Here is a 20,313-nt window from a genome sequence, read left to right on the forward strand (position 1 = left end):
CCAAGGAGTCGAACATGAGAGCAGTGCGTTTTCACTGTGCGCACGATGTCCGGGTCGAAAACGTACCGGACCCGACGGGCATGGGCGCGAACCAGATGATCGTCAAGCCGCTGTGGTGCGGCATCTGCGGCACCGATCTGCACGAGTATCAGGCGGGGCCCATCGTGGTGCCGACCGAACCGCATGCGCTGACAGGCGCGAAAGCGCCTCAGGTGCTTGGCCATGAATTCAGCGCGGAAGTCGTCGAAGTCGGCAAGGACGTGAAGAACGTGCAACGCGGCGACCGCATCTCGGTGATGCCGCTCGCGTCGTGCGGACAGTGCTATTACTGCGCGCGCGGCATGCGCCATCTGTGCTCGAAAATGGGCTGCGTCGGGCTCAGTTGGGACGGCGGCGGAATGGCCGAATACACGCTGCTCAACGACTATCACGCGAACCGCTTGCCCGACACCGTGAGCGACAAACAGGGCGCGTTGATCGAACCCGCCGCTGTCGCGCTGTATGCGGTCGACCGTGGCGGCGTCACGGTCGGCTCCACAGTGCTGATCACCGGCGCAGGCCCGATCGGCGTACTTGCCGCCCTCGCCTGCCATGCAGCGGGCGCCACGAAGATTTTCGTGAGCGAACCCAATGCGGCGCGAGCCGACAAGATGGCCGGCTTCGGCGTCACGACCGCAATCTTCGATCCATCCGACGGCGAACTGCCGCAAAAGATTCGCGACCTGACAGAAGGCGTCGGCGTGGACGTGGCGATCGAATGCGCGGGCAACCAGCATGCGCTGAACGCATGCGTCGACGCGGTGCGATCGGCGGGCGCTGTGGTTCAGGCGGGTCTGCACGTGGGCACAGCGAGCGTCGACCCGATGAAATGGTCGCTGAAGGACATCCGGATCGAAGGCACATGGTGTTACCCCGTCACGATCTGGCCGCGCATCATCGGCATGATCGCGAACGGCAAGTTCCCGGTTGAAAAGCTCATTCACGATCTGATCGATGCCGACGAAGTCGTCGAGAAAGGCTTTGACGTACTGAGCGACAAAGGCAGCGACAAGATGAAGATTCTCATCAATCCCCAGACACGGTGACGACATGCCGCACACGCAAGAGAAGCAACACACACAAACGGTAGGCTGGATCGGGCTCGGCAAGATGGGGTCGCCCATAGTGCGCAATCTGCTCGCCGCGGGATTCGACGTGACCGTGTACGACGTCGATACAGCACGCGTCGACGAGGCCGTTGGACTCGGCGCGCGCCGTGCAGAGGATGTCGCGAGTGTCGCGCGTTCGGCACCGCTCGTGTTCTCGATCATCCCCGACGACGACGTATTGCGTAAAGTCGCGCTCGGCACACATGGCGTGATCGAAAATGCGAACGACGGCGCCGTTTATATCGACATGAGCACGGTGTCGCCCACGGCATCGGGCGAAGTTCGCGAAGCAGCGCGTAAGCGCGGCGTCGGCTACATCTGCGCGCCGGTATCGGGCAGCACGGTCCTTGCCGGCAACGCGCAGTTGACGGTATTCGCATCGGGCGCGAAAGAGGCATACGGGCTCGCGTTGCCCGTCTTCCAGGCCATGTCGGCGCGTCAGTACTATGTCGGCGAAGATCAGCAGGCACGTTATCTGAAGCTCGCCATCAATCACCTCGTCGGCTCGACGGCCGTGCTGCTTGCCGAAGCCTTAACGCTCGGCACGAAAGGCGGCCTCGACTGGGCCGAGATGCTCGATGTGATCGGCGACAGCGTCGCGGCATCGCCGCTCGTCAAATACAAACTCGATCCGCTGAAAAAACGTGACTTCTCTCCCGCGTTTTCTTCGCGGCAGATGCTCAAGGACATGTCGCTCGTGGTCGACGCCGGCGTCGAAGCCGGCGTCCCGATGGCAGCCGCGGCACTCGTGCGCGAGCAGTTTTCGCACTACGCCCAGGGCGATGGAGCGGAACTGGACTTCTTTTCCATCGTGCGTGCTGTCGAAGCACAAGCCGGCCTTACCCGCTAAGTACGCTTTCACCTTACTCCGGAGTCACGATGCACTACACCGTCTACTGCCTCGACCACGACAACATGGTCGAACGCCGCCTTGCCCATTACGAAGAACACAAGGCGTACCTGGCCACGTCGCCAGTCAGAATGGTCATGTCGGGCCCGCTGCTGGCCGGCGACGAGGAAACGATGATCGGCAGTTTCTTTCTTTTCGAAGCCGACGAGATCGGCGACGTGATGCGCTTTAACAGCAACGACCCGTTCAACAAGGCTGGAATCTGGCGTACTGTCGATATCCGCCCGTTCCTCAAGCGCGTCGACAACCGCTAGGCAGATCAAGGAATCGATTCATGCGAAACCTCGACGAAAACACCATCACGGATGCCGTTCTTGCACGCCACGAACACGCACCCGATGAGCGGCTGAAGACGATTGCGACGGGTCTCGTGCGGCATCTGCACGACTTCGCCCGCGAAGTCGGCTTGACCGAACGCGAATGGGAAGCCGGTATCCGCTTTCTCACCGAGGTCGGCCATATCACCGACGAGCGCCGTCAGGAATTCATTCTGCTGTCGGATACGCTCGGCCTTTCGATGCTCGTGACCGCGATGGCGCATCGCAAGCCTCAAGGCTGCACGGAAGCCACGGTTTTCGGGCCGTTTTTCGTCGACCATGCGCCCGAGTATCGCAACGGCGACGACGTGGCCAACGGCGCGCGAGGCGAACCGTGCTTCGTGTCGGGCGTGGTGCGCGGCCGGGACGGCGAACCGGTGAGCGGCGCACGCATCGAAGTCTGGCAGGCGGACGCCGATGGTTTCTACGACGTCCAGCACAGCGACGCCGACACGCACCGCGCGCGCGGCGTGTTGCATAGTCTTTCCGATGGGCGCTATCACTTTCGCTCGATCGTCGCGGTGCCCTACCCGATTCCGCACGATGGTCCGGTGGGGCGAATGCTCGAAGCGCTGGGGCGCCATCCGTGGCGCCCTGCGCATCTGCATTTCATGATCACGGCGCCCGGCTATGAACGGCTCGTCACGCACGTGTTCCGCGACGGCGATCGTTACCTCGATTCAGACGCCGTGTTTGGCGTGCGCTCGTCGCTGATTGCGCAGTGGATTCATCACGAGAGCGGCACGGCGCCCGACGGCACCGCAATGACGACGCCCTTCAGCACCCTCGAATTCGACTTTGTCTTGAGCCGATCGTCATGATTGCCTTCACCTACACCAGCCGGCCCGGCCGCATCGTGTTCGGCGCGGGAGCGATCGAGCGCGTCGCGGAGGAACTCGACGAACTGTGCATTCGGCGCGCGCTCGTGCTCTGCACACCGGAGCAACGTTTTCTCGCCGACCGCGTGCGCAGGATAGCCGGCGAGCACTGCGCAGACGTGTTCGATCGGGCCGTCATGCATGTGCCCGTCGAAACCGCGCAGGAAGGCGTTGCGGCCGCGCTCGCAGCGGGCGCCGATGGACTGGTCGCGGCGGGCGGCGGGTCGACGCTGGGGCTCGCAAAAGCCATCGCGCTGGAAACGTCGTTACCGATCCTCGCGATTCCGACGACCTACGCGGGCTCCGAAGTCACGCCGATCTACGGCATGACGTCCGCCGGAGAGAAAAAGACCGGCAAGAGCTACCGTGTACTGCCGCGCACCGTGATCTACGACGCGTGCCTCACGCTGACCTTGCCGGCAGCGCTGTCGGCCACGAGCGGCCTCAACGCGATCGCGCACGCCGCCGAAGGGCTCTATGCGCAGGACGCCAATCCCGTGATGTCGCTCTTCGCGGAAGAAGGCATCCGCAGTCTCGCGCATGCGTTGCCGCGCATCGTCGAACAGCCGGACGACATCGCGGCACGCGAAGCCGCCCAGTACGGTGCATGGCTATGCGGGACCGTGCTGGGGAGCGTCGGCATGGCGTTGCATCACAAGCTGTGCCACACGCTCGGCGGTATGTTCGATCTGCCGCACGCGGAAACTCATGCGGTGATGCTGCCGTACTCGATGGCGTTCAATCTGCCGGCAGCGCCAGCGGCACACGAACGTCTGTGCAGAGCGCTCGATACGCCGGAGCCCGCGACCTCGCTCTACGACCTTGGCCGCTCGCTTCATGCGCCGGCGTCTCTCAAAGCGCTGGGCCTGCGCGCAGCGGATATTCCGACGGCTGCGGCCGCCGCAATGCAGGCGCCGTATTACAACCCGCGGCCACTCTCATACGAAGCGGTACACCGCTTGCTCACTTCAGCTTTCGACGGCATGCGGCCCGACAGCCGCACGTTCGAAAGCGTATAAGCGCTTCCCTTACCGAAGCGCGGCTCCGCAAATACTCCTGCAAACAGACACTTTTCAATTTCAATTCGCTATGAAAAAACGGGCACTCATCATCGGCGCGACGGGCATCGTCGGCGGCAATCTCGCGCAACATCTACTCGCGTGCGGAGACTGGGACGTGACAGGTCTTTCACGCGGCCGGAGCGCAGCGAATCGCGCGATGGAGTCCGTCACTGCCGATCTGACTTCCGCCGCATCCGTCGCCAATGCGCTTCAGGGCCGGCAGTTCACGCACGTTTTCTTTACTGCTTGGTCGCGACAGGCGACCGAGCGCGAGAACATCGAAGTGAACGGTGCAATGGTCCGTCACGTGCTGGACGCGCTGGGACCGTCCGGTACGCTGGAACATGCGGCTCTCGTCACAGGGCTCAAACACTATCTCGGACCGTTCGAAGCGTATGCGCAGGGCACTGTGCCGCTTACGCCGTTTCGCGAGGAACAGGGCCGCCAACCCGTCGACAATTTCTATTACGAGCAGGAAGACCGGCTATTCGAAGCAGCGCGTCAGTATGGCTTTAACTGGAGCGTGCATCGGCCGCATACGATTATCGGCTTCGCGCTCGGCAACGCGATGAACATGGGCGTGACGCTCGCCGTGTACGCGACGCTGTGCAAGGAAACGGGACAACCGTTCATGTTTCCCGGTTCGGCCGCGCAATGGAACGGTCTCACGGATATGACCGACGCGCGCCTGCTTGCGCGACATCTCGAGTGGGCTTCAACGTCGCCCGCCGCGCGCAACGAGGACTTCAACGTTGTGAATGGCGACGTGTTCCGCTGGCAATGGATGTGGTCGCAACTGGCGCAGTACTTCGGCATCGAGCCTGCGCCTTTCGACGGTGAGACGCGTCCGCTTGAACATCGCATGCAGGGAGCCGGCGAACAATGGGCGACAATCGCGGCCCGCTATCAATTGAGGGAAGCGAGCATCGAAAAGCTCGTGTCGTGGTGGCATACGGACGCCGATCTCGGACGTCCGATGGAAGTGCTGACCGACATGAGCAAGAGCCGCAAAGCCGGCTTCCTCGACTATCAGAGCACGCCGGATGCCTTCTTCGCCCTCTTCGACAAACTGAAAGAGGAACGCGTCATACCTTCGTAGAGGGCACGCCTCACGGATCCAACCCAATAAATCCCGCCAGTTCCTCGGGCTTTCCGAGAGGAAACGCTTCCTTGATGTGATCGAGAAAGGCGGAGACCCGAGGGCTTAGCAAGCGTCGCGAAGGATAAAGCGCCCATAGCGGGATGTCGGGACCGTCCACATCGCCCCAATGCGCAAGCCTGCCGGCCGCGATGTCGTGACTCACGAGCGACAGCGGCAGCCTCGCGGCGCCTACGCCAAGACGCACCGTATCGCGGACCATGACCAGCGACGAAAGGTGCGCAACCGGCGTGATCGAGATGCGCGATTTTCCCTTGGGACCTGTGACGTCCCACGCGGCAATCCGGTCAGGCGTCCCGCGAACGACAGCCGGAACACTCGACCCGTCCGTCGGCCGCGCCAGGCCCGGTGTGGCCACGACGACCAGCCGGTCGCGCAGGAACACGCGGCCGATCAGGCTCTCGTCGACATCGGGGTTCACGCGGATCACCAGATCGTAGCCTTCCTCGACCATATCGACGGGACGATCTTCGGTCGTCACTTCCAGTCGGATGTCGGGGTATTTCAGCGCGAAGGTGGCGACCAGCTTGCCCATCGCGATCTGCGAAAAGAGCGCGGGCGCGCTGATGCGCAGTCGGCCGCGCGGGTGTTCGCTACCCGACGTGATGGCGGCGGCGCTGTCCGCAAGCTCCGCGAGAAGCGCACCGGTCCGCTCGTAAAGCGCGCGTCCTTCCTGCGTGAGTTTCACTCCGCGGGACCCGCGTTCAAAGAGCCTGAGACCCAGGCTGTCCTCGAGTTCGCTGACCCTGCGCGAGAGCGTGGCCTTCGGACGCTCCGCCACACGGGCGGCCTCGCCGAAGCTCCCGTGACGGGCAACGAGGTTGAAATCCGCGAGAGCAAGAAGGTCCATGTGTTCCACCAGTGAGATACCCCGTCTCTTTATAACATCTTCCGGACCACGCATGGATCACTTACCTTGGAGGCGTCCCAACCAACCCAAGGAGTAACACCATGACTATCCTCGTTACCGGTGCCACCGGCCGTGTCGGCCGCCATGTCGTCAACCAGCTCGTCAAGCGCGGTGCCAAAGTGCGCGTGCTTGTCCGCGATCCGTCGAAGGCCGACTTCCCTGCCGATGTCGCCGTGGCCCAAGGCGACATGCTCGATATCGACTCGCTGCGCAGCGCGTTCAGCGGCGTGCGCACGCTGTTTCTGCTCAACGCTGTCGCAGCCGACGAATTCACTCAGGCACTCATCACGCTCAATGTTGCCCGCGAGTCGGGCGTCGAGCGCGTGGTCTACCTGTCGGTCATGCACGCAGAGCGCTCCGTGAACGTGCCGCATTTTGCGGTGAAGTCCGGCGCGGAGCGGATGATCGAACAGATGGGCTTTAACGCGACTATCCTGCGTCCGGCGTACTTCATCGATAACGATCTGACGATCAAGGACGTCATCCTGAACCACGGCGTCTACCCGATGCCGATCGGCAGCAAGGGCGTCGCGATGGTCGACACGCGCGACATCGCGGAGGTCGCGGCAATCGAACTGCTGCGCCGGGATCAGGCGCCCGGCAAATTGCCTGTCGACGTCATCAACCTCGTTGGGCCCGACACGTTGACGGGTCCGGGCCTCGCGTCCATCTGGTCGGAGCTGCTTGGCCGGCCGGTTGCCTACGGCGGCGACGATCCCAGCCAGTTCGAGCAGAACCTGACGAACTTCCTGCCGAAGTGGATGGCGTACGAAATGCGCCTGATGGCCGAGCGCTTCGTCAGCGACGGGATGGTGCCGGAAGCGGGCGACGCCGCTCGGCTTGTCAGCATCCTCGGCCGGCCACTGCACTCATACCGCGACTTCGCCGCCGGCCTCGTCGCCTGAGCGTCACGCGCCGTTGCATGCGGTGCGCGAGCGCGCACCGCATCGGCTCAGTGCAGAACGTCCTGCAGCCGATAGTAGACGCCGACGAGCGGCAGCATCCACCGGCGCGCGGCATGCGCCGGCACGGGCGGCCACGGCAGCGCGCGCCACGGGTTGGCATCGGCGGAACCGGACATCACGTCCGCCATCACGCGGCCCATATGCGTGGACATCTGCACGCCGTGCCCGCTGTAACCCATCGAGTAGTAAAGCCCGTCGTGTTGTCCGGCGCGCGGAAGACGGTCCACGGTGATGTCCACGAGACCGCCCCAGCAATAGTCGACTCTCGTCGTGGCCAGCTCCGGAAAGTACTTCGCGAGGTTGGCTTGCAGCACGTGGCCGCTTTTCGCATCGGAGCGCGGATCGGACATTGCGAATCTCGCCCGCCCGCCCCACAGCAGCCGGTTATCAGGCGTGACACGAAAGTAGTTGCCGATGTTCAGCGACGTCACATAGTTGCGCCGCTGAGGAAACAGCGCGTCCAGTTGCCCCTTCGAAAGCGGCTCTGTCACGACGATAAAACTGCCGACAGGCGCCATTCGTTGCTGGAACCATTGCAGCGGACCTTGCCGCGAAGGCCCTGTCGCCACCAGCACGTTGTCCGCCCGAACCACGCCGCGCGCACTAGTGATCTCGTAACCGCCACCGGCGATTCGCCTGATCTGCGTCACCGCCGCGTTCTGGAAAATGCGCGCCCCGTGACGCGCCGCCGCCTGCGCGAGCCCCACGCCGAACTTGCCCATATGCATCTGCGCGCCGTTGCGTTGCAACAGTCCGCCATGAAAACCATCGGAGCCGACTTCGGTGCGCATGCGCGCCGGCTCGATCAGTTCGATATCCTGATCGACTTCGCGATGCAACACGTCGTAGGTCCGCGCGAGCTTGTCGAAGTGCTTCGGCTTGGCCGCGAGTTTGAGCTTGCCGCTACGCACGAAATCACAGTCGATCCGATGTTGCGTGACGATCGATTCGACCGTCTGTACCGCGCTTTCGTACGCACGGTAAAAGGCGCGCGCTTGTTCCAGCCCGACGCTGGCCGCGAGCGAAGCGAAGTCTTGCGCGACGCCCGTGTTGCATTGTCCGCCGTTGCGCCCCGATGCCTGGCCCGCTATCCGCCCCGCCTCGAGCACCGTGACCGACGTTCCACGCACGGCAAGTTCCAGCGCGGCCGATAGACCTGTAAAGCCGCCGCCGATCACGACCACATCGCTGCGTCCCTCGACGGGACCATCGGCGCCCTCGTTGAAGTCAGGAGCGGTGTCCAGCCAGTACGAATCTAGCTTCATTGCATTTTCTAATTTAATGTCGGAGCAGACCGGCTTTGCCAGCGAGCGAAGCTTCGACGGCGAGCCGGTCACCGTAGCGATCAACCGCGAGCACCCGCCTCGCTCATGCCGACCACCACGCATATTCGGCGAACGAGAAACCCATCATCGCACCGGTCGGAATCGCGCCGAGTCCTTTGAGGCGCTTGTCGTTCGCATCGATCAGACTGATGAACGACGGGATGCCGATGCCGCCTTCGTCCGTGACCAGCGCCTGCATTTCGCCGTACATCTGCTTGCGTTTGGCGTCGTCGGTCTCGCCGCGCGCGCTCACGAGCAATTGATCGAACTTCGGGTCCTTCCACGCCGATTCATTCCACGGCGCGTCGGATTTGAAGAACTGCGTGAACAGCACATCCGCGCTAGGCCGCGGGTTGATGCTGCCGAAACCGAGCGGATGCTTCATCCAGTGATTCGACCAGTAACCGTCGGACGGCACGCGATTCACGCTCAGATTCACGCCGATCTTCGCGGCCGTTTGCTGGATCAACTGCGCCATTTCGATTGAGCCGTTGGCGTCGGTGGTGGCGTAGATCGGCGGCAATGTAGTTCCGACCGCGCCGGCCTTCTGCATATAAAACTTCGCCTTGTCGAGGTCGAAGCCGCGCTGCGGCAGCGAAGCATTGAAGTACCGATGACCCGGCGGAATCGGCTGATCGTTGCCGGTCACCGCATAGCCGAGAAACACCGCGGAACGGATCTGCTCCCGATCGAACATGTACTTCATGCCCTTCACAAAATCGGGGTTGCCCGTCAGCGTGTTGTCGCGACGCATGATCAGGTCCGTGTACAGGCCGGACTTCGTCTCCTTGACTTCGTACCCCGGCGTCGACGAGATGCGCCGCGTCGAACGGGGATCGACCGAGTTGATCAGATGGACGTCCCCGGCGAGCAGCGCGCTGACACGCGCTGCGTTGTCGCTGATGCTGATCAGTTCGATCTGGTCGAGATACGGCTGCCCCGGCTTCCAGTAGTTGGCGTTGCGCACGCCCACCGTGCCCGCGCCCGGCGCGAAACTTTTCAGCTTGTACGGACCAGTGCCGATCGCCGAGTTGAAGTTGGTCGTGCCGTCCTTGACGATGACGAGTTGCGGCGTCGCGAGAATCACGGGCAAATCGGCATTCGGCACCTGCAGCGTCAACGTCACTTCGTTCGGCCCGCTCGCCGTCACGCTCGCGAACTGGTCGGCGAGTGTCTTCACGCGCGAGGCGGTTTGCGGATTCTTGTGACGCATCAGCGAGTACACGACGTCGGCGGAAGTAAGCGTCTTGCCGTCGTGGAAAGTGACGCCTGAGCGCAGCTTGATGATCCACGTCTTCGCGTCCGCGCTCGACACCGATTCGGCGATGTTCATGCGCGGCGTGAGGCTTTCGTCAAGTTGCGTCAGGCCGCTGTAAAACATGAAGAAGCGGATATAGTCGCCGCCGGTCGAGCCCGCTGCGGGATCGAGCGTATCCGATACGGAGCCCGCGTTATAGGCGACGCGAATGCTGCCGCCCTTCTTCGGAACCTCGGCGGCAAGCGCGCCCGGCGCGGCCGTCAGGAGTCCCCCGCCGGCTACCATCATGCCGGTCCCAGCCAACATGCGCATCATGTCGCGGCGGCTGATGCCGCGGCTATTCGTTTCGTCGTTCATCTGAATTGGCTCCGCAGAGGTAAGTGATCCTGGCAATGTTGCATAGAAGTTCGTATAGGCAGCGAGAAGATTTTTCGCGGCTCGTTAGCAGCATCGTATGCCTGCAGAAACCGCGTAAAGCGCCGACAAAAAAGGGCAGACGGCATAAACAAACTGTTCCTGCGGCGCTAACGCGGCAATTTGCATGGTCGCCGGTTATGCGCGAAAGACTCACTGCAAGCGCGGCATCAACGGGTGATATCAGGCGCTCGCCGATGCCTCGGCTTCAAGCAACTGCGGATAGCGTTGCAGCACTTCTTCATACAGTTGCGTGATCACTTTTGGCCCCGGCTCCAAGCTGCCGGCCGCTTCTCTTGCATCGAGTGCATCGAAGATCTTGTGCTTGAGAAAATGCCGCCATACCACCGGCGCGCGCGACAGAATGCCGGTCAGCACGTCGTAGCGCTCGCGCGTCCATTTCGCTTCGTACGCGTTGCGCTCCGCGCCATAGTCGAAGTGAGAGGCCGGCCGCCGCTGCGCGTCGCTCTTCGCGGTGGCGCGCATATGCAGGGTCGCGGCTGCATCGATGGCGATGGCGCCGGCTTCTGCGCCGAGTACCACGCCATACAGATCGCGCGCCTGATCGACGGACAGATAGCCGCGTCGCACGTCTTCGAGCACCTTCTGCGCGTCTCGTTCGTACGGATCGCCATAGCCGCCGCCACCGCAGCCTTCAAGACGGATCACATCGCCTGGGCCGCACATCACGAGATCGGTCACGCCGAGATCTTCTTCGCCGTCCGTGCCAGGGTTGCGGGTAAACCGCGATACGGCGCCGGCCTTGCCGCCCAGCACGCCCCATGAAGCGAAGCGCGAGCGGTCGCGATTGCGCGCCGTGACGAGCGTACCCGGCGACGACACGCGAAATTCCATCACCGTTCCAAGCCCGCCGCGAAACTTGCCGGCGCCGGCGCTGCCAGGCACCACGCCATAGCGCGTGATGCGGATCGGCACTTCGGCTTCGTTGATTTCGACTGGCGTGTTGCGCAGGAACGCGACATTCGCACCCGATGCATCCGAGCCGTCGGCCGACGCCATGCCGCCCGCACCGCCGCCCACCGGTCCGATCGACGCGATCACCGTGCGGCCGTTGCGGTCGACGGTCTTCACGTTGAGAATCGACATGCCGCCCGCGGGACAGGCCGGCAGTCGCTCGGGGCACACCATCGAAAACGCGCCGAACGTGACGTACTGCGCGACCTTGGCCGTCAGACTGCGCATGCCGACCGCGGCCGGCGGCACGCAGTTCATGATCGTGCCTTCAGGCAGGATGCAGCGCGCGACTTTCAGCATGCCCGCATTCAGCAGCAGATCGGGATTCAGCGAATACAGCACGTAGTTGAGGCCAACGAGCGCGAGCACATGCCGCTCCTTGCCACCCGTGGGCATATTCAGCGACGAACTCAGTTGCGGATCGCTACCCGTGAAGTCGAACACAAGCGAGCCGTCCTTCACTGTCAGCGTCAGCGCAACACGCAGCGGCTTGCCGTTGACCGAATCCTCGTCGGCGTACTCGGCGAAGAAGTACTCGCCATCCGGCATGCCGCGCACGATCGTGCGCGCCTGCTCCTCCGAATAGTCGAGCAGCGCGTCCATGCCGGCGCGAAACTGCTCGATGCCGAAGCGCTCGATGATTTCGAGCACACGCCGCTCGCCGGTCATCAGCATCGCGATCTGCGCCTTCAGGTCGCCGCGATTCTGCTCGGCCGCGCGCACGTTGATCGCCATATGTTCGAGCAATGCTTCATCGAGCACGCCCGCGCGGACGATCTTGGTCGGCGCGAAACGAATGCCTTCCTGATAGATCTCGGTGAGCGTGCGCGACAGCGACGCGGGCACCGCGCCGCCCATATCGGTGTTGTGAATGTGCCCGCCGACATAGCAGACAATCTCGCCGCCAAAGAACACTGGTTTCCACATCATCACGTCGGGTGTATGAGTGGCGACGTAGCCGCTATACGCGTCGTTCGTCATGCAGATGTCGCCCGGCTCGTACTGATCGATCATGTCGATCACCGCGCCGAAGTCGAGTCCAGGATACCAGGTCGCGCCCAGCGTTTTCGGCGATGCGAAAGTCAGGCCGCGCGTGTTCATCAGCGTGCAGGAGAAGTCTTCCGTCTCCTTCACGAACGCGGAGTGCGCGGTTCGCACGAGCGTGTACGCCATGCTTTCGGCGGCGGCGACGCAATAGTTCGCGAAGATCTGAAGGACGGATTTATCGAATGTCATGGTGTGTTTCCTGGATCGATCTATCGATCTATCAGACCGCTTCGAGAAAGAGGTTGCCGTATTCGTCCACGCGTCCGTCGAAACCCGGCAGCACGCATGTCGTGGTGTCGTCCTGCGCGACGATCGCGGGCCCGGCGAACCGGTGTCCGGCGAGCAGCGCGGAGCGCCGGTAAAGCGGGACGCGCCGCCACGCGCCGTCCAGATACACGTCGATCTCCGATTCCGCGCGCGGCGCACCCTCGCCTGTCGCGATGCGCGGCAGCGCGGGCTTCGGCGTGGGCGCGGTGATGACGAGCCGCAGCGCCACCACCTGAATCGGCGACTTCTCGTCGCTATGCCCGAAGAGGCGCGCGTGTTCGCGGTGAAACGCCTGCGCGATTGCTTCGATATCGCCGCCGGTGATCGCTTCCCGCGCGAGCGGCGTGTCGATTTCAAACGATTGCCCGCGATAGCGCATATCGGCCGAAACGACGATCTCGGCGCTTGCGTCCGTCCCCGCCTCGCGAATCACCCATGCGCGCGCGTCGGCTTCCAGATGCGCGAGATCTTGCGCGAGCAAGGCGAGCGAAGCACGGTCCAGCGGATAGTACGTCGTCCGAACAAAATCGTTTTTCGTATCGGCGATCAGGCCGCCCAGCGCGCTCAACACGCCCGGCGTGGTCGGCACCAGCAGATTGCGCACGTTCAGCGCGCGCGCGAGAAAGCAGCCGAGCATCGGCCCCGCGCCGCCGAACGGCATCAGCGCGAACGTGCGCGGGTCGATGCCGAAGCGCGAACTGAGCCGGCTCACGCCCGCATACATGCCGGAGATCGACACCTCGATGATGGCCGCGGCCGTCTGATAGATGTCGAGACCCAGACGCCGGGCGAGCGGTTCGATTGCCCGCCGCGACGCGTCCACGTCGACCTTCACCGCGTTGTAGCCGAGCGCCGCGCTGCCGAGCACGCCGATCACGGCGAACGCATCGGTGATTGTCGGGCGCGTGCCGCCACGGCCGTAACACACTGGCCCAGGGCTCGATCCCGCGCTTTCGGGCCCGACCTTCAGCACGCCGAATTCGTCGACCCACGCAATCGAACCGCCGCCGTCGCCGACCGATGACACCGACACGGACGGAATATGAATCTGGAATTCGCCGATGTATTCGCCGGTCGCATATTGCGGCTGGCCGTCCACGATCAGCGCGATATCCGCTGTGGTTCCGCCGATGTCGAGGCTCATGCAATCTTTCACGTTACAAAGGCGCGCGAGATACGCCGCGCCGATCACGCCCGACGCGGTGCCGGACAGAATCATCTGCACGCAGTTCTGTTTGCCGTGCTCGGCGCTCATCACGCCGCCGTTCGATTTCGTGACTTTCAGATCGGCCGCGACGCCGCTTTCCGCCAACGCCGCCTGCAACTGCGTCAGATAGTTGGACACGCGCGGCTGCACATAGCCGCCGATAGTCGCCGTCACCGTGCGCTCGTACTCGCGGATGATGGGCCAGACCTCATGCGAGCACGACACGAAAAAGCCCGGCAGAGTGGCCTCGACAATTGCTTTCACCTGCCGCTCATGCGCCGGGTTGCGGTACGAATGCAGCAGCGACACCACCACGCCTTCGCAGCCCGCCGCCTGCAAGCCGCGTATCGCATCGAGCACGCTTTGTTCATCGACCGGTGTCTCTTCTTCGCCGTCAGCGCCGAGCCGCCCGATGACACCGAACACGCGGTCGCGCGGAATGAGCGGCGCGGGACGGCTCGACATCAGGTGATACATATCGGGAATCTTCAGGCGCGCGATGTCGAGCACGTCTTCGAAATTGCGCGTGGTGATGAGGCCGAGCTTCAACCCGCGGCGCTGTACCACCGCATTCACGCCGACCGTCGTGCCGTGCGTGAAATAGGTGACATCGTGCGGCTCGATGCCGTAGCGCTCGCGCAGTCCTTCGACGCCCGCGAGCACTTCGCTGCCCGGGCTGTCCGGGCGCGAAAACACCTTTAGCGTGCGGATGCTGCGCGTGTCCTCGTCCAACACCGCGAAGTCGGTGAACGATCCACCGATATCGACTCCGATTCTCAAGCCCATTGTCGTGCCCTTGCGTGTGTTAAATGGTATGCGTCAAGCGGTGTGCGGCCGTTCATGCGTGCCGCCTGCGTTTGTCGATGACGTCGCGAATCTGGTAGTAACTGCCGAGCGCGGGCATGAACCACGGCTTGCCGCTATAAAGCGGATGCGTGACCATCGGCGTGCCGTAGGCGCTTGTCTCGGGCGCTTGCCCTTCGACGATCAGCCGCGCGACCTTGTAGCCGAGGTACGTCATCATCACGACGCCGCTGCCGTTGCAGCCGAGCGCGTAGTAAATGCCATCGGCGGTGCGGCCCAGATGCGGGAGAAAATCCAGCGTGAGCGCCACGGTGCCGCCCCAGCTATACGCGACCTTCACATCGGCCATCTGCGGAAAACGCTCGACCATCTGCGCGTGCAGCACCGCAGCCGACTGGCGGCGATCGAGGTGATAAAAGCGCGCGCGGCCGCCGAACAGCAGGCGTTTGCCGTCGGGCGAATAGCGGTAGTAGTTGACGACACGCCGTGTCTCGGAGATGCCGCGACGCTTCGGTATCAGCGAGGCGCGCAGGTCGGCCGGCAATTCCTCGGTGGCAATCTGGTGCGATACGACCGGCACCACGCGACGCTGCAAATCGGGCATCGACGAACCGGTATAGCCGTTCGTGCAGATCACCACATGCCGGCTCGTGAGCACGCCGCGCGACGTTTCCACCCGGTATTGAGCGCCGCTTCGCGCTATGCTTCGAACCGCCGCGCGGCTGCATACCGTCACGCCCGCGCCACGCGCCGCGGCGAGCAAACCGGCGAACATCATCGACGGATGAACCTGGCCCGCGCGTTCGATCAGCACGCCGCCCGCATAGATGTCGCTCGCCAGTTCGCCGCGTAATTCGTCGCGCGACAGCATGCGTGCGCCGGCGCGCGCATAGGTGTTCAGATTGACGATGCGCTTGCGCCAGGCGGCCATGTGCGCATCGGTCCACATTGCGTTGATACGCCCTGCCTTGACGTAGCTGCATTCAATCGCGTTGTCGCGCAGAATGTTTTCAAACACTTCGAATGACACGGACGCTTCGCCGAGCAACCTTCTCTGCCGTTCTTCGGATACCGAACTATCCAGCTTCTTACCCGACGGCGCCTTGCCGACGTTCACGCCTCCCGATACCTGGCCGCCGCTTAGCGTGCTTGCGCCGATGCCCGGCACGTCCGCTTCGAGCACCGCCACGCGCAAGCCCTGCTTCGCGAGTTCGAGCGCGCACGACAAGCCCGCATAACCGGCGCCGACAATCGCCACGTCTGCGTCGCGAGGCACGTCCGACATCAGTTCGTCATGAGGGCGCCAGTCTTGCCACCAGTACGGCGTGTCGGTGAAATCGGAAGAGAAAACCTGCTTGCGCGTGGACACGGTCGAGTCCCTGGTTGAGTTGAAGAGCCCCGCTCGCGAGGAAAGCGAGGGCGTGAAAACAGGCGGCTACTGCACGGATAACGCGTCGCTAACATCGTCCAGCGCACGGCGCGCAATCGCGACAATTTCGTCGATGTCCGCGCGCGTGGCGACAAGCGGCGGCGCAAAGCCGACGATGTCGTTGGTGCCGAGCGCACGCACGATCAAACCGCGCGCAAGCGCTGCCTGCGCAACCCGTTGGCTCGCCTTCGCCGCGGCCGGAAACGGGCGGCGCTCGCTCTTGCCGGCCATCAGTTCGAGCGCGGCGAGCATGCCCACGCCTCTGACATTGCCGACGAGCGGATGCGCGTCGAACGCCTCATGCAAACGCGCCTGGAAATAAGCGCCAACCTGCGCTGCGTTATTCACGAGCTGCTCGCGCTCGATGATGTCGAGATTGGTCAACGCCGCCGCCGCGCACACCGGATGGCCCGAATAGGTCCAGCCGTGATTCATCGCGCCCTGCTCACGCGAGCCGCGCTCGATGACATCCCACACGCGCTCGCTGACGATCACACCCGACAGCGGCAGATACCCGCTCGTCAGGCCCTTCGCCACCGACATCAGATCCGGCTCGAGACCGTAGTGCTCGCTGCCCGTGCGCGAACCGAGCCGGCCGAAACCGCACACCACTTCATCGACGGCGAAGAGAATGTCGTGACGCCTGAGCACCGCCTGAATCGCGGGCCAATAACCTGATGGTGGCGGCACGATGCCGCCCGAGCCCATCACCGGCTCGCCGAAAAATGCGGCGATCGTGTCGGCGCCTTCACGCGCGATCAGTTGCTCCAGGTGCTCGACGCAATCCGCGACGAACTCCGCTTCGCTCGCGCCGGGACGTGCATCGCGATAGAAGTCGGGACTAGCCGTGTGCAGCACTTCGCGCATCGGCAGATCGAAACCGGCGTGAAACTTGGGCTGCCCCGTGAGACTGCCGGTCGCGATGCCCGAGCCGTGATAACTGCGCTGCCGCGCGATGATCTTTTTCTTGCGCGGCCGCCCCAGCACGTTGTTGTAGTACCAGGCGAGCTTGATCTGCGTTTCGTTCGCGTCCGAGCCCGACATGCCGTAGAACACTTTCTTCATGCCGGGCGGCGCCCACTCTTCGATCAGGCGCCGCGACAGTTCGACAGCGGGGTCGTTCGAGAAGCCCGCATACGTGTGATAGAACGACAACTCGCGCGTCTGCGCGGCGATTGCGTCGGCCATTTCCTCGCGTCCATAGCCGATGTTCACGCAGTAGAGTCCTGCGAACGCGTCGATGTACGAGCGTCCCGCGTGATCCTCGATGCGAATCCCTTTCGCCCGCGAGATGAGGCGCGCATCGAGTTGACCCGACGCATGATCCGACGCATGCGTGCCGGGATGCATCAGATGCCGCCGGTCGGTTTCGAGCGTCAGTTCGCCATGCGTGCGCATCGCGGGGTTCATGGCGGGGTTCATGGCGGTGTCGATGAAGTTCATGGTTTGTCCGCCGCTGATGAATGCGCAGGTGCGTCCCACTCGGGATGCCACGCGGGCTTGCTCACGCGGCCGTCGGCGCGAGTGAGCGCGCCGATGCGCGCCATTGCGCCCGCATCCAGTTCGAAATCGAACACGGCCAGGTTTTCGCCGATGCGCAGCGGATTCGACGACTTGGGAATCGCCGCCACGCCAGGCTGCTGCACGAGCCAGCGCAAGATGATCTGAGCCGGCTTGCGCCCGTATTCGCGTGCGATGTCCGCGATGACCGGATCGGCGAGCAGCTTGCCGCTGCCAAGCGGCGTATGCGCAATGAACGCCATGCGATGCCGCCGGCACGCGTCGAGCACGCGCGTCTGATCGAGATACGGGTGGTATTCGCACTGATTGGCGGCCAATGGCACAGAAGCAAGCGCGACCGCGCGATCGAGCAGCGCGGCCGGAAAGTTCGATACGCCGATATGCCGCGTCAAGCCGCTGCGCTGCGCGTCGCAGAGCGCGCCGATGGTCTCTTCGAGCGGCACATCCGGATTGGGCCAATGCACCAGCAGCAGATCGACGTGATCGAGCCCGAGCCGCGCGACGCTCGCCTCGGCGGCACGCCTGAAATCCGCCGCGCGCAATTCTGTGTGCCACACCTTGGTCGTGACGAACACTTCGTCGCGCGGCAAACCGCTCGCCGCGAGCGCCTGCCCGACCGCCTGCTCGTTCTCGTAACGCGCCGCCGTGTCGATATGGCGATAGCCCGCTGCGAGCGCCGCGCGCACCGCTTGCACCCCTTCGTCATGCGTGGAGCGCCAGGTGCCGAGGCCGATGGCGGGCAAGCGCGCGCCGTGCGCTTCGATAACCGGCGCAGCGCCGGGCGGCTGAAAAGAGAGTCCCATTGCCTTAATCGTTCTCCGATGCTTTGCAACTCTAAAAGAGGTGTGCCACAATACGGCACGGCGTGCCACGAACAGTGCACGAAAAGTAACACGCGCTTTTTTGCGTTGCAAGCGCAGCGTGGGCGCTCGCCCGTCGCCGTCGCTCATCGGAGACCTGCATGAAAAGTTTGTTGAAGAGCCTCGAGATTCTCGAAGCTGTGTCGAAGAACCAGCCGGTCAGCGTCGGCGTGCTGGCGCGCCTGCTCGATATGCCGAAGTCGAGCGTGCAGCGCGCGCTGCTGACGTTTCACGAGGCGGGCTGGCTTCGCCAGACGAGCGGCGACCTGACACGCTGGGAAGTGGGTCCGCGAATCCTCGGCGTGCGGCCTGCCGCGCTGCGCGGCGGTGCGCTGTATGCGGCCGCGCGCGGGCCGATGCGCGAGTTGCGCGATTTGACCAACGAGACAGTTCATCTGTCGGTGCCGGACAGCACCAACTCAATGGTCCTGATCGATCGTGAAGACTGTACGCAGACGGTGCGCACCTTCAGTCCGATTGGCGATCTCAGTCCGTTTCATGCGACCGCGACGGGCCTGGCGGTACTGGCGTACATGACGGAAGCCGACGTCGACGAAATCCTGAGCCGCGATCTGCCGAAGTTCAGTGACACCACGCCATCCGATCCGGCCGAGATACGTCTCGAACTCGAGCGCATCCGGCAACGCGGCTATTCGGTGAATCTCTCGCAGTATCGTCCTGCGGTGTGCGCGATCGGCGCGCCGGTCATCGACTCGGACGGCGCGCCGGCGGCGAGCATCTGCATCTCGATGCCGGAATCGCGCTATGACCCGGCACGTCTCGAAGAATGGGGGAACGCGGTAGCGAAGGCGGCTGCTGCGATCGGGGTGTAGCAGTCGGGTGGCATGTGGATTTCACCCGTTATTTTTTGCGGATATCAGGTTCAGCTATCGCGCGCTCGAACGCTTCCCGCATCGCGCCGCAAAACGTCTCTGCCACGAGCGATAACGGCCGTGACCCATTGGTCACGAGATAAAAATGATCCGGCACGGCGGGCGTGAACGGCCTGACGGCCACACGCTGCCGCGCAAATGCAGCGGTGACCGGATCGATCAGCGCGACGCCCGCGCCATTCGCGACGAGCGCCACGATGGCTTGCGAGAGTTGCGCCTCGATCACGAGATCGCGCGCGATGCCTGCATCGACGAAAACGCGGTCAATCGCGCTGCGTGCATCGAAGCTCTGCGGAAACGACACGAAGCGCTCGCCGCGTAAATCCGCGGGAGTCAGCGACGCCTTGCGCGCCAGCCGATGCCCGCGCGGCACGATGCAACGCATGACCGCATTCGCCAGGCGTTCGCTCCGAACGGCAGGATGCGGAATCGGCTCCGCGATCACGCCGACATCGCACTGCCCGGACGCGACTTTCTCGACGACCGTCGTCGCGCTATGCGTGAGCAGGCTGATGTCGATACCCGCATGCCGCTCCACGAACCGCGCGATCACGGAAGGCAGCAAATCGAGCGCCACGGCGGGCGAGCCTGCCACGCGCAACGAGCCGCGCCGCATCGCGCGTATCTGCCGCGCCGCCTGCGCGATGCGGTCCATGCCGACGAATGCGCGCTCCACTTCTTCCGACAACACGCGCGCTTCCGCCGTGGGCGTGAGCCGCCCCTGCTGACGATCGAACAGCACGAAGCCGACGCGGCTTTCCAGATCGGCGATAAGACGGCTCACCGCGGGTTGCGAGATATGCAGCGACTCGGCGGCGCGGGTGACGGTGTGCCGAAGCATGACGGCGCGAAAGGCCTCGATCTGGCGGATCTTGAGTTCGGATGTGTCCATAACATTAGATTATAGATGACCGACAAACTGGCATTTGACGCAGTTTTTTGCAGCGCCCAAAGTTCGGTCTCGA

17 protein-coding genes are annotated in these 20,313 nt (G+C 63.6%); 8 read left to right on the forward strand and 9 right to left on the reverse strand.

Annotated features, from left to right (window positions below; genetic code table 11):
* Nucleotides 1-14 precede the first annotated feature (14 nt).
* The 6 genes from BGRAMDRAFT_RS21940 to BGRAMDRAFT_RS21965 all read left to right on the forward strand — a co-directional run bounded on the left by BGRAMDRAFT_RS21940 (nt 15) and on the right by BGRAMDRAFT_RS21965 (nt 5,413).
* Nucleotides 15-1,085: a 2,3-butanediol dehydrogenase gene (locus BGRAMDRAFT_RS21940; protein WP_044021613.1), complete on the forward strand. Its 1,071-nt coding sequence runs from the start codon at nt 15-17 to the stop codon at nt 1,083-1,085.
* A 4-nt stretch (nt 1,086-1,089) separates the two neighbouring features.
* Nucleotides 1,090-1,998 carry an NAD(P)-dependent oxidoreductase gene (locus tag BGRAMDRAFT_RS21945; RefSeq protein ID WP_006051025.1) on the forward strand — a complete coding sequence of 303 codons (909 nt, stop codon included), beginning with the start codon at nt 1,090-1,092 and terminating at the stop codon, nt 1,996-1,998.
* 29 nt (nt 1,999-2,027) lie between these two features.
* Nucleotides 2,028-2,312: a YciI family protein gene (locus BGRAMDRAFT_RS21950; protein WP_006051026.1), complete on the forward strand. Its 285-nt coding sequence runs from the start codon at nt 2,028-2,030 to the stop codon at nt 2,310-2,312.
* A gap of 20 nt (nt 2,313-2,332) precedes the next feature.
* Nucleotides 2,333-3,196: an intradiol ring-cleavage dioxygenase gene (locus BGRAMDRAFT_RS21955; protein WP_006051027.1), complete on the forward strand. Its 864-nt coding sequence runs from the start codon at nt 2,333-2,335 to the stop codon at nt 3,194-3,196.
* The gene (locus BGRAMDRAFT_RS21960; RefSeq protein WP_006051028.1) at nt 3,193-4,272 is read left to right on the forward strand and encodes a maleylacetate reductase; all 1,080 of its coding nucleotides are present in this window, start codon (nt 3,193-3,195) and stop codon (nt 4,270-4,272) included. The genes BGRAMDRAFT_RS21955 and BGRAMDRAFT_RS21960 overlap by 4 nt, the downstream gene beginning before the upstream one ends.
* 70 nt (nt 4,273-4,342) lie before the next feature.
* Nucleotides 4,343-5,413, forward strand: a complete 1,071-nt coding sequence (locus BGRAMDRAFT_RS21965; RefSeq protein WP_006051029.1) for an SDR family oxidoreductase — start codon at nt 4,343-4,345, stop codon at nt 5,411-5,413.
* A gap of 10 nt (nt 5,414-5,423) precedes the next feature.
* On the opposite strand, the gene BGRAMDRAFT_RS21970 is transcribed toward BGRAMDRAFT_RS21965, so the two are convergent.
* Nucleotides 5,424-6,323, reverse strand: coding sequence for a LysR family transcriptional regulator (locus tag BGRAMDRAFT_RS21970; protein WP_044021615.1), 900 nt, complete (start codon nt 6,321-6,323; stop codon nt 5,424-5,426).
* A gap of 101 nt (nt 6,324-6,424) precedes the next feature.
* Between BGRAMDRAFT_RS21970 and BGRAMDRAFT_RS21975 the strand changes: the two genes are divergently transcribed.
* Nucleotides 6,425-7,288, forward strand: a complete 864-nt coding sequence (locus BGRAMDRAFT_RS21975) for an SDR family oxidoreductase (RefSeq protein WP_006051031.1) — start codon at nt 6,425-6,427, stop codon at nt 7,286-7,288.
* Between the two features lie 47 nt (nt 7,289-7,335).
* Here the strand turns inward: BGRAMDRAFT_RS21975 and BGRAMDRAFT_RS21980 are convergent, their stop codons facing one another.
* The 7 genes from BGRAMDRAFT_RS21980 to BGRAMDRAFT_RS22010 all read right to left on the reverse strand — a co-directional run bounded on the left by BGRAMDRAFT_RS21980 (nt 7,336) and on the right by BGRAMDRAFT_RS22010 (nt 18,398).
* Nucleotides 7,336-8,613, reverse strand: coding sequence for an NAD(P)/FAD-dependent oxidoreductase (locus BGRAMDRAFT_RS21980; RefSeq protein ID WP_044021664.1), 1,278 nt, complete (start codon nt 8,611-8,613; stop codon nt 7,336-7,338).
* Nucleotides 8,614-8,716: 103 nt separating this feature from the next.
* Complete coding sequence (locus BGRAMDRAFT_RS21985) at nt 8,717-10,288, reverse strand: ABC transporter substrate-binding protein (protein ID WP_006051033.1); 1,572 nt, start codon at nt 10,286-10,288, stop codon at nt 8,717-8,719.
* 240 nt (nt 10,289-10,528) lie between these two features.
* Complete coding sequence (locus BGRAMDRAFT_RS21990) at nt 10,529-12,556, reverse strand: hydantoinase B/oxoprolinase family protein (protein WP_006051034.1); 2,028 nt, start codon at nt 12,554-12,556, stop codon at nt 10,529-10,531.
* 31 nt (nt 12,557-12,587) lie between these two features.
* Nucleotides 12,588-14,627 (reverse strand): hydantoinase/oxoprolinase family protein, encoded by a 2,040-nt coding sequence (locus BGRAMDRAFT_RS21995; protein ID WP_006051035.1) that lies wholly within the window; start codon nt 14,625-14,627, stop codon nt 12,588-12,590.
* Nucleotides 14,628-14,679: 52 nt separating this feature from the next.
* Entirely contained in the window at nt 14,680-16,014 is a 1,335-nt protein-coding gene (locus BGRAMDRAFT_RS22000; protein ID WP_006051036.1) for an NAD(P)/FAD-dependent oxidoreductase, read from the reverse strand.
* A 66-nt stretch (nt 16,015-16,080) separates the two neighbouring features.
* The gene (locus BGRAMDRAFT_RS22005; RefSeq protein ID WP_006051037.1) at nt 16,081-17,517 is read right to left on the reverse strand and encodes an aminotransferase; all 1,437 of its coding nucleotides are present in this window, start codon (nt 17,515-17,517) and stop codon (nt 16,081-16,083) included.
* Nucleotides 17,514-18,398 carry an aldo/keto reductase gene (locus BGRAMDRAFT_RS22010; protein WP_044021617.1) on the reverse strand — a complete coding sequence of 295 codons (885 nt, stop codon included), beginning with the start codon at nt 18,396-18,398 and terminating at the stop codon, nt 17,514-17,516. Before BGRAMDRAFT_RS22010 ends, BGRAMDRAFT_RS22005 begins: the two co-directional genes overlap by 4 nt.
* A gap of 158 nt (nt 18,399-18,556) precedes the next feature.
* Here BGRAMDRAFT_RS22010 and BGRAMDRAFT_RS22015 point away from each other — a divergent pair, with 158 nt between their 5' ends.
* The gene (locus tag BGRAMDRAFT_RS22015; protein WP_006051040.1) at nt 18,557-19,288 is read left to right on the forward strand and encodes an IclR family transcriptional regulator; all 732 of its coding nucleotides are present in this window, start codon (nt 18,557-18,559) and stop codon (nt 19,286-19,288) included.
* Nucleotides 19,289-19,316: 28 nt separating this feature from the next.
* Here the strand turns inward: BGRAMDRAFT_RS22015 and BGRAMDRAFT_RS22020 are convergent, their stop codons facing one another.
* A complete protein-coding gene (locus BGRAMDRAFT_RS22020; protein ID WP_006051041.1) occupies nt 19,317-20,240 on the reverse strand; it encodes a LysR substrate-binding domain-containing protein in 924 nt (307 codons plus the stop codon).
* Nucleotides 20,241-20,313: the final 73 nt, after the last annotated feature.

Source organism: Paraburkholderia graminis C4D1M, from assembly GCF_000172415.1.
In the GTDB taxonomy this organism is placed as follows: domain Bacteria; phylum Pseudomonadota; class Gammaproteobacteria; order Burkholderiales; family Burkholderiaceae; genus Paraburkholderia; species Paraburkholderia graminis.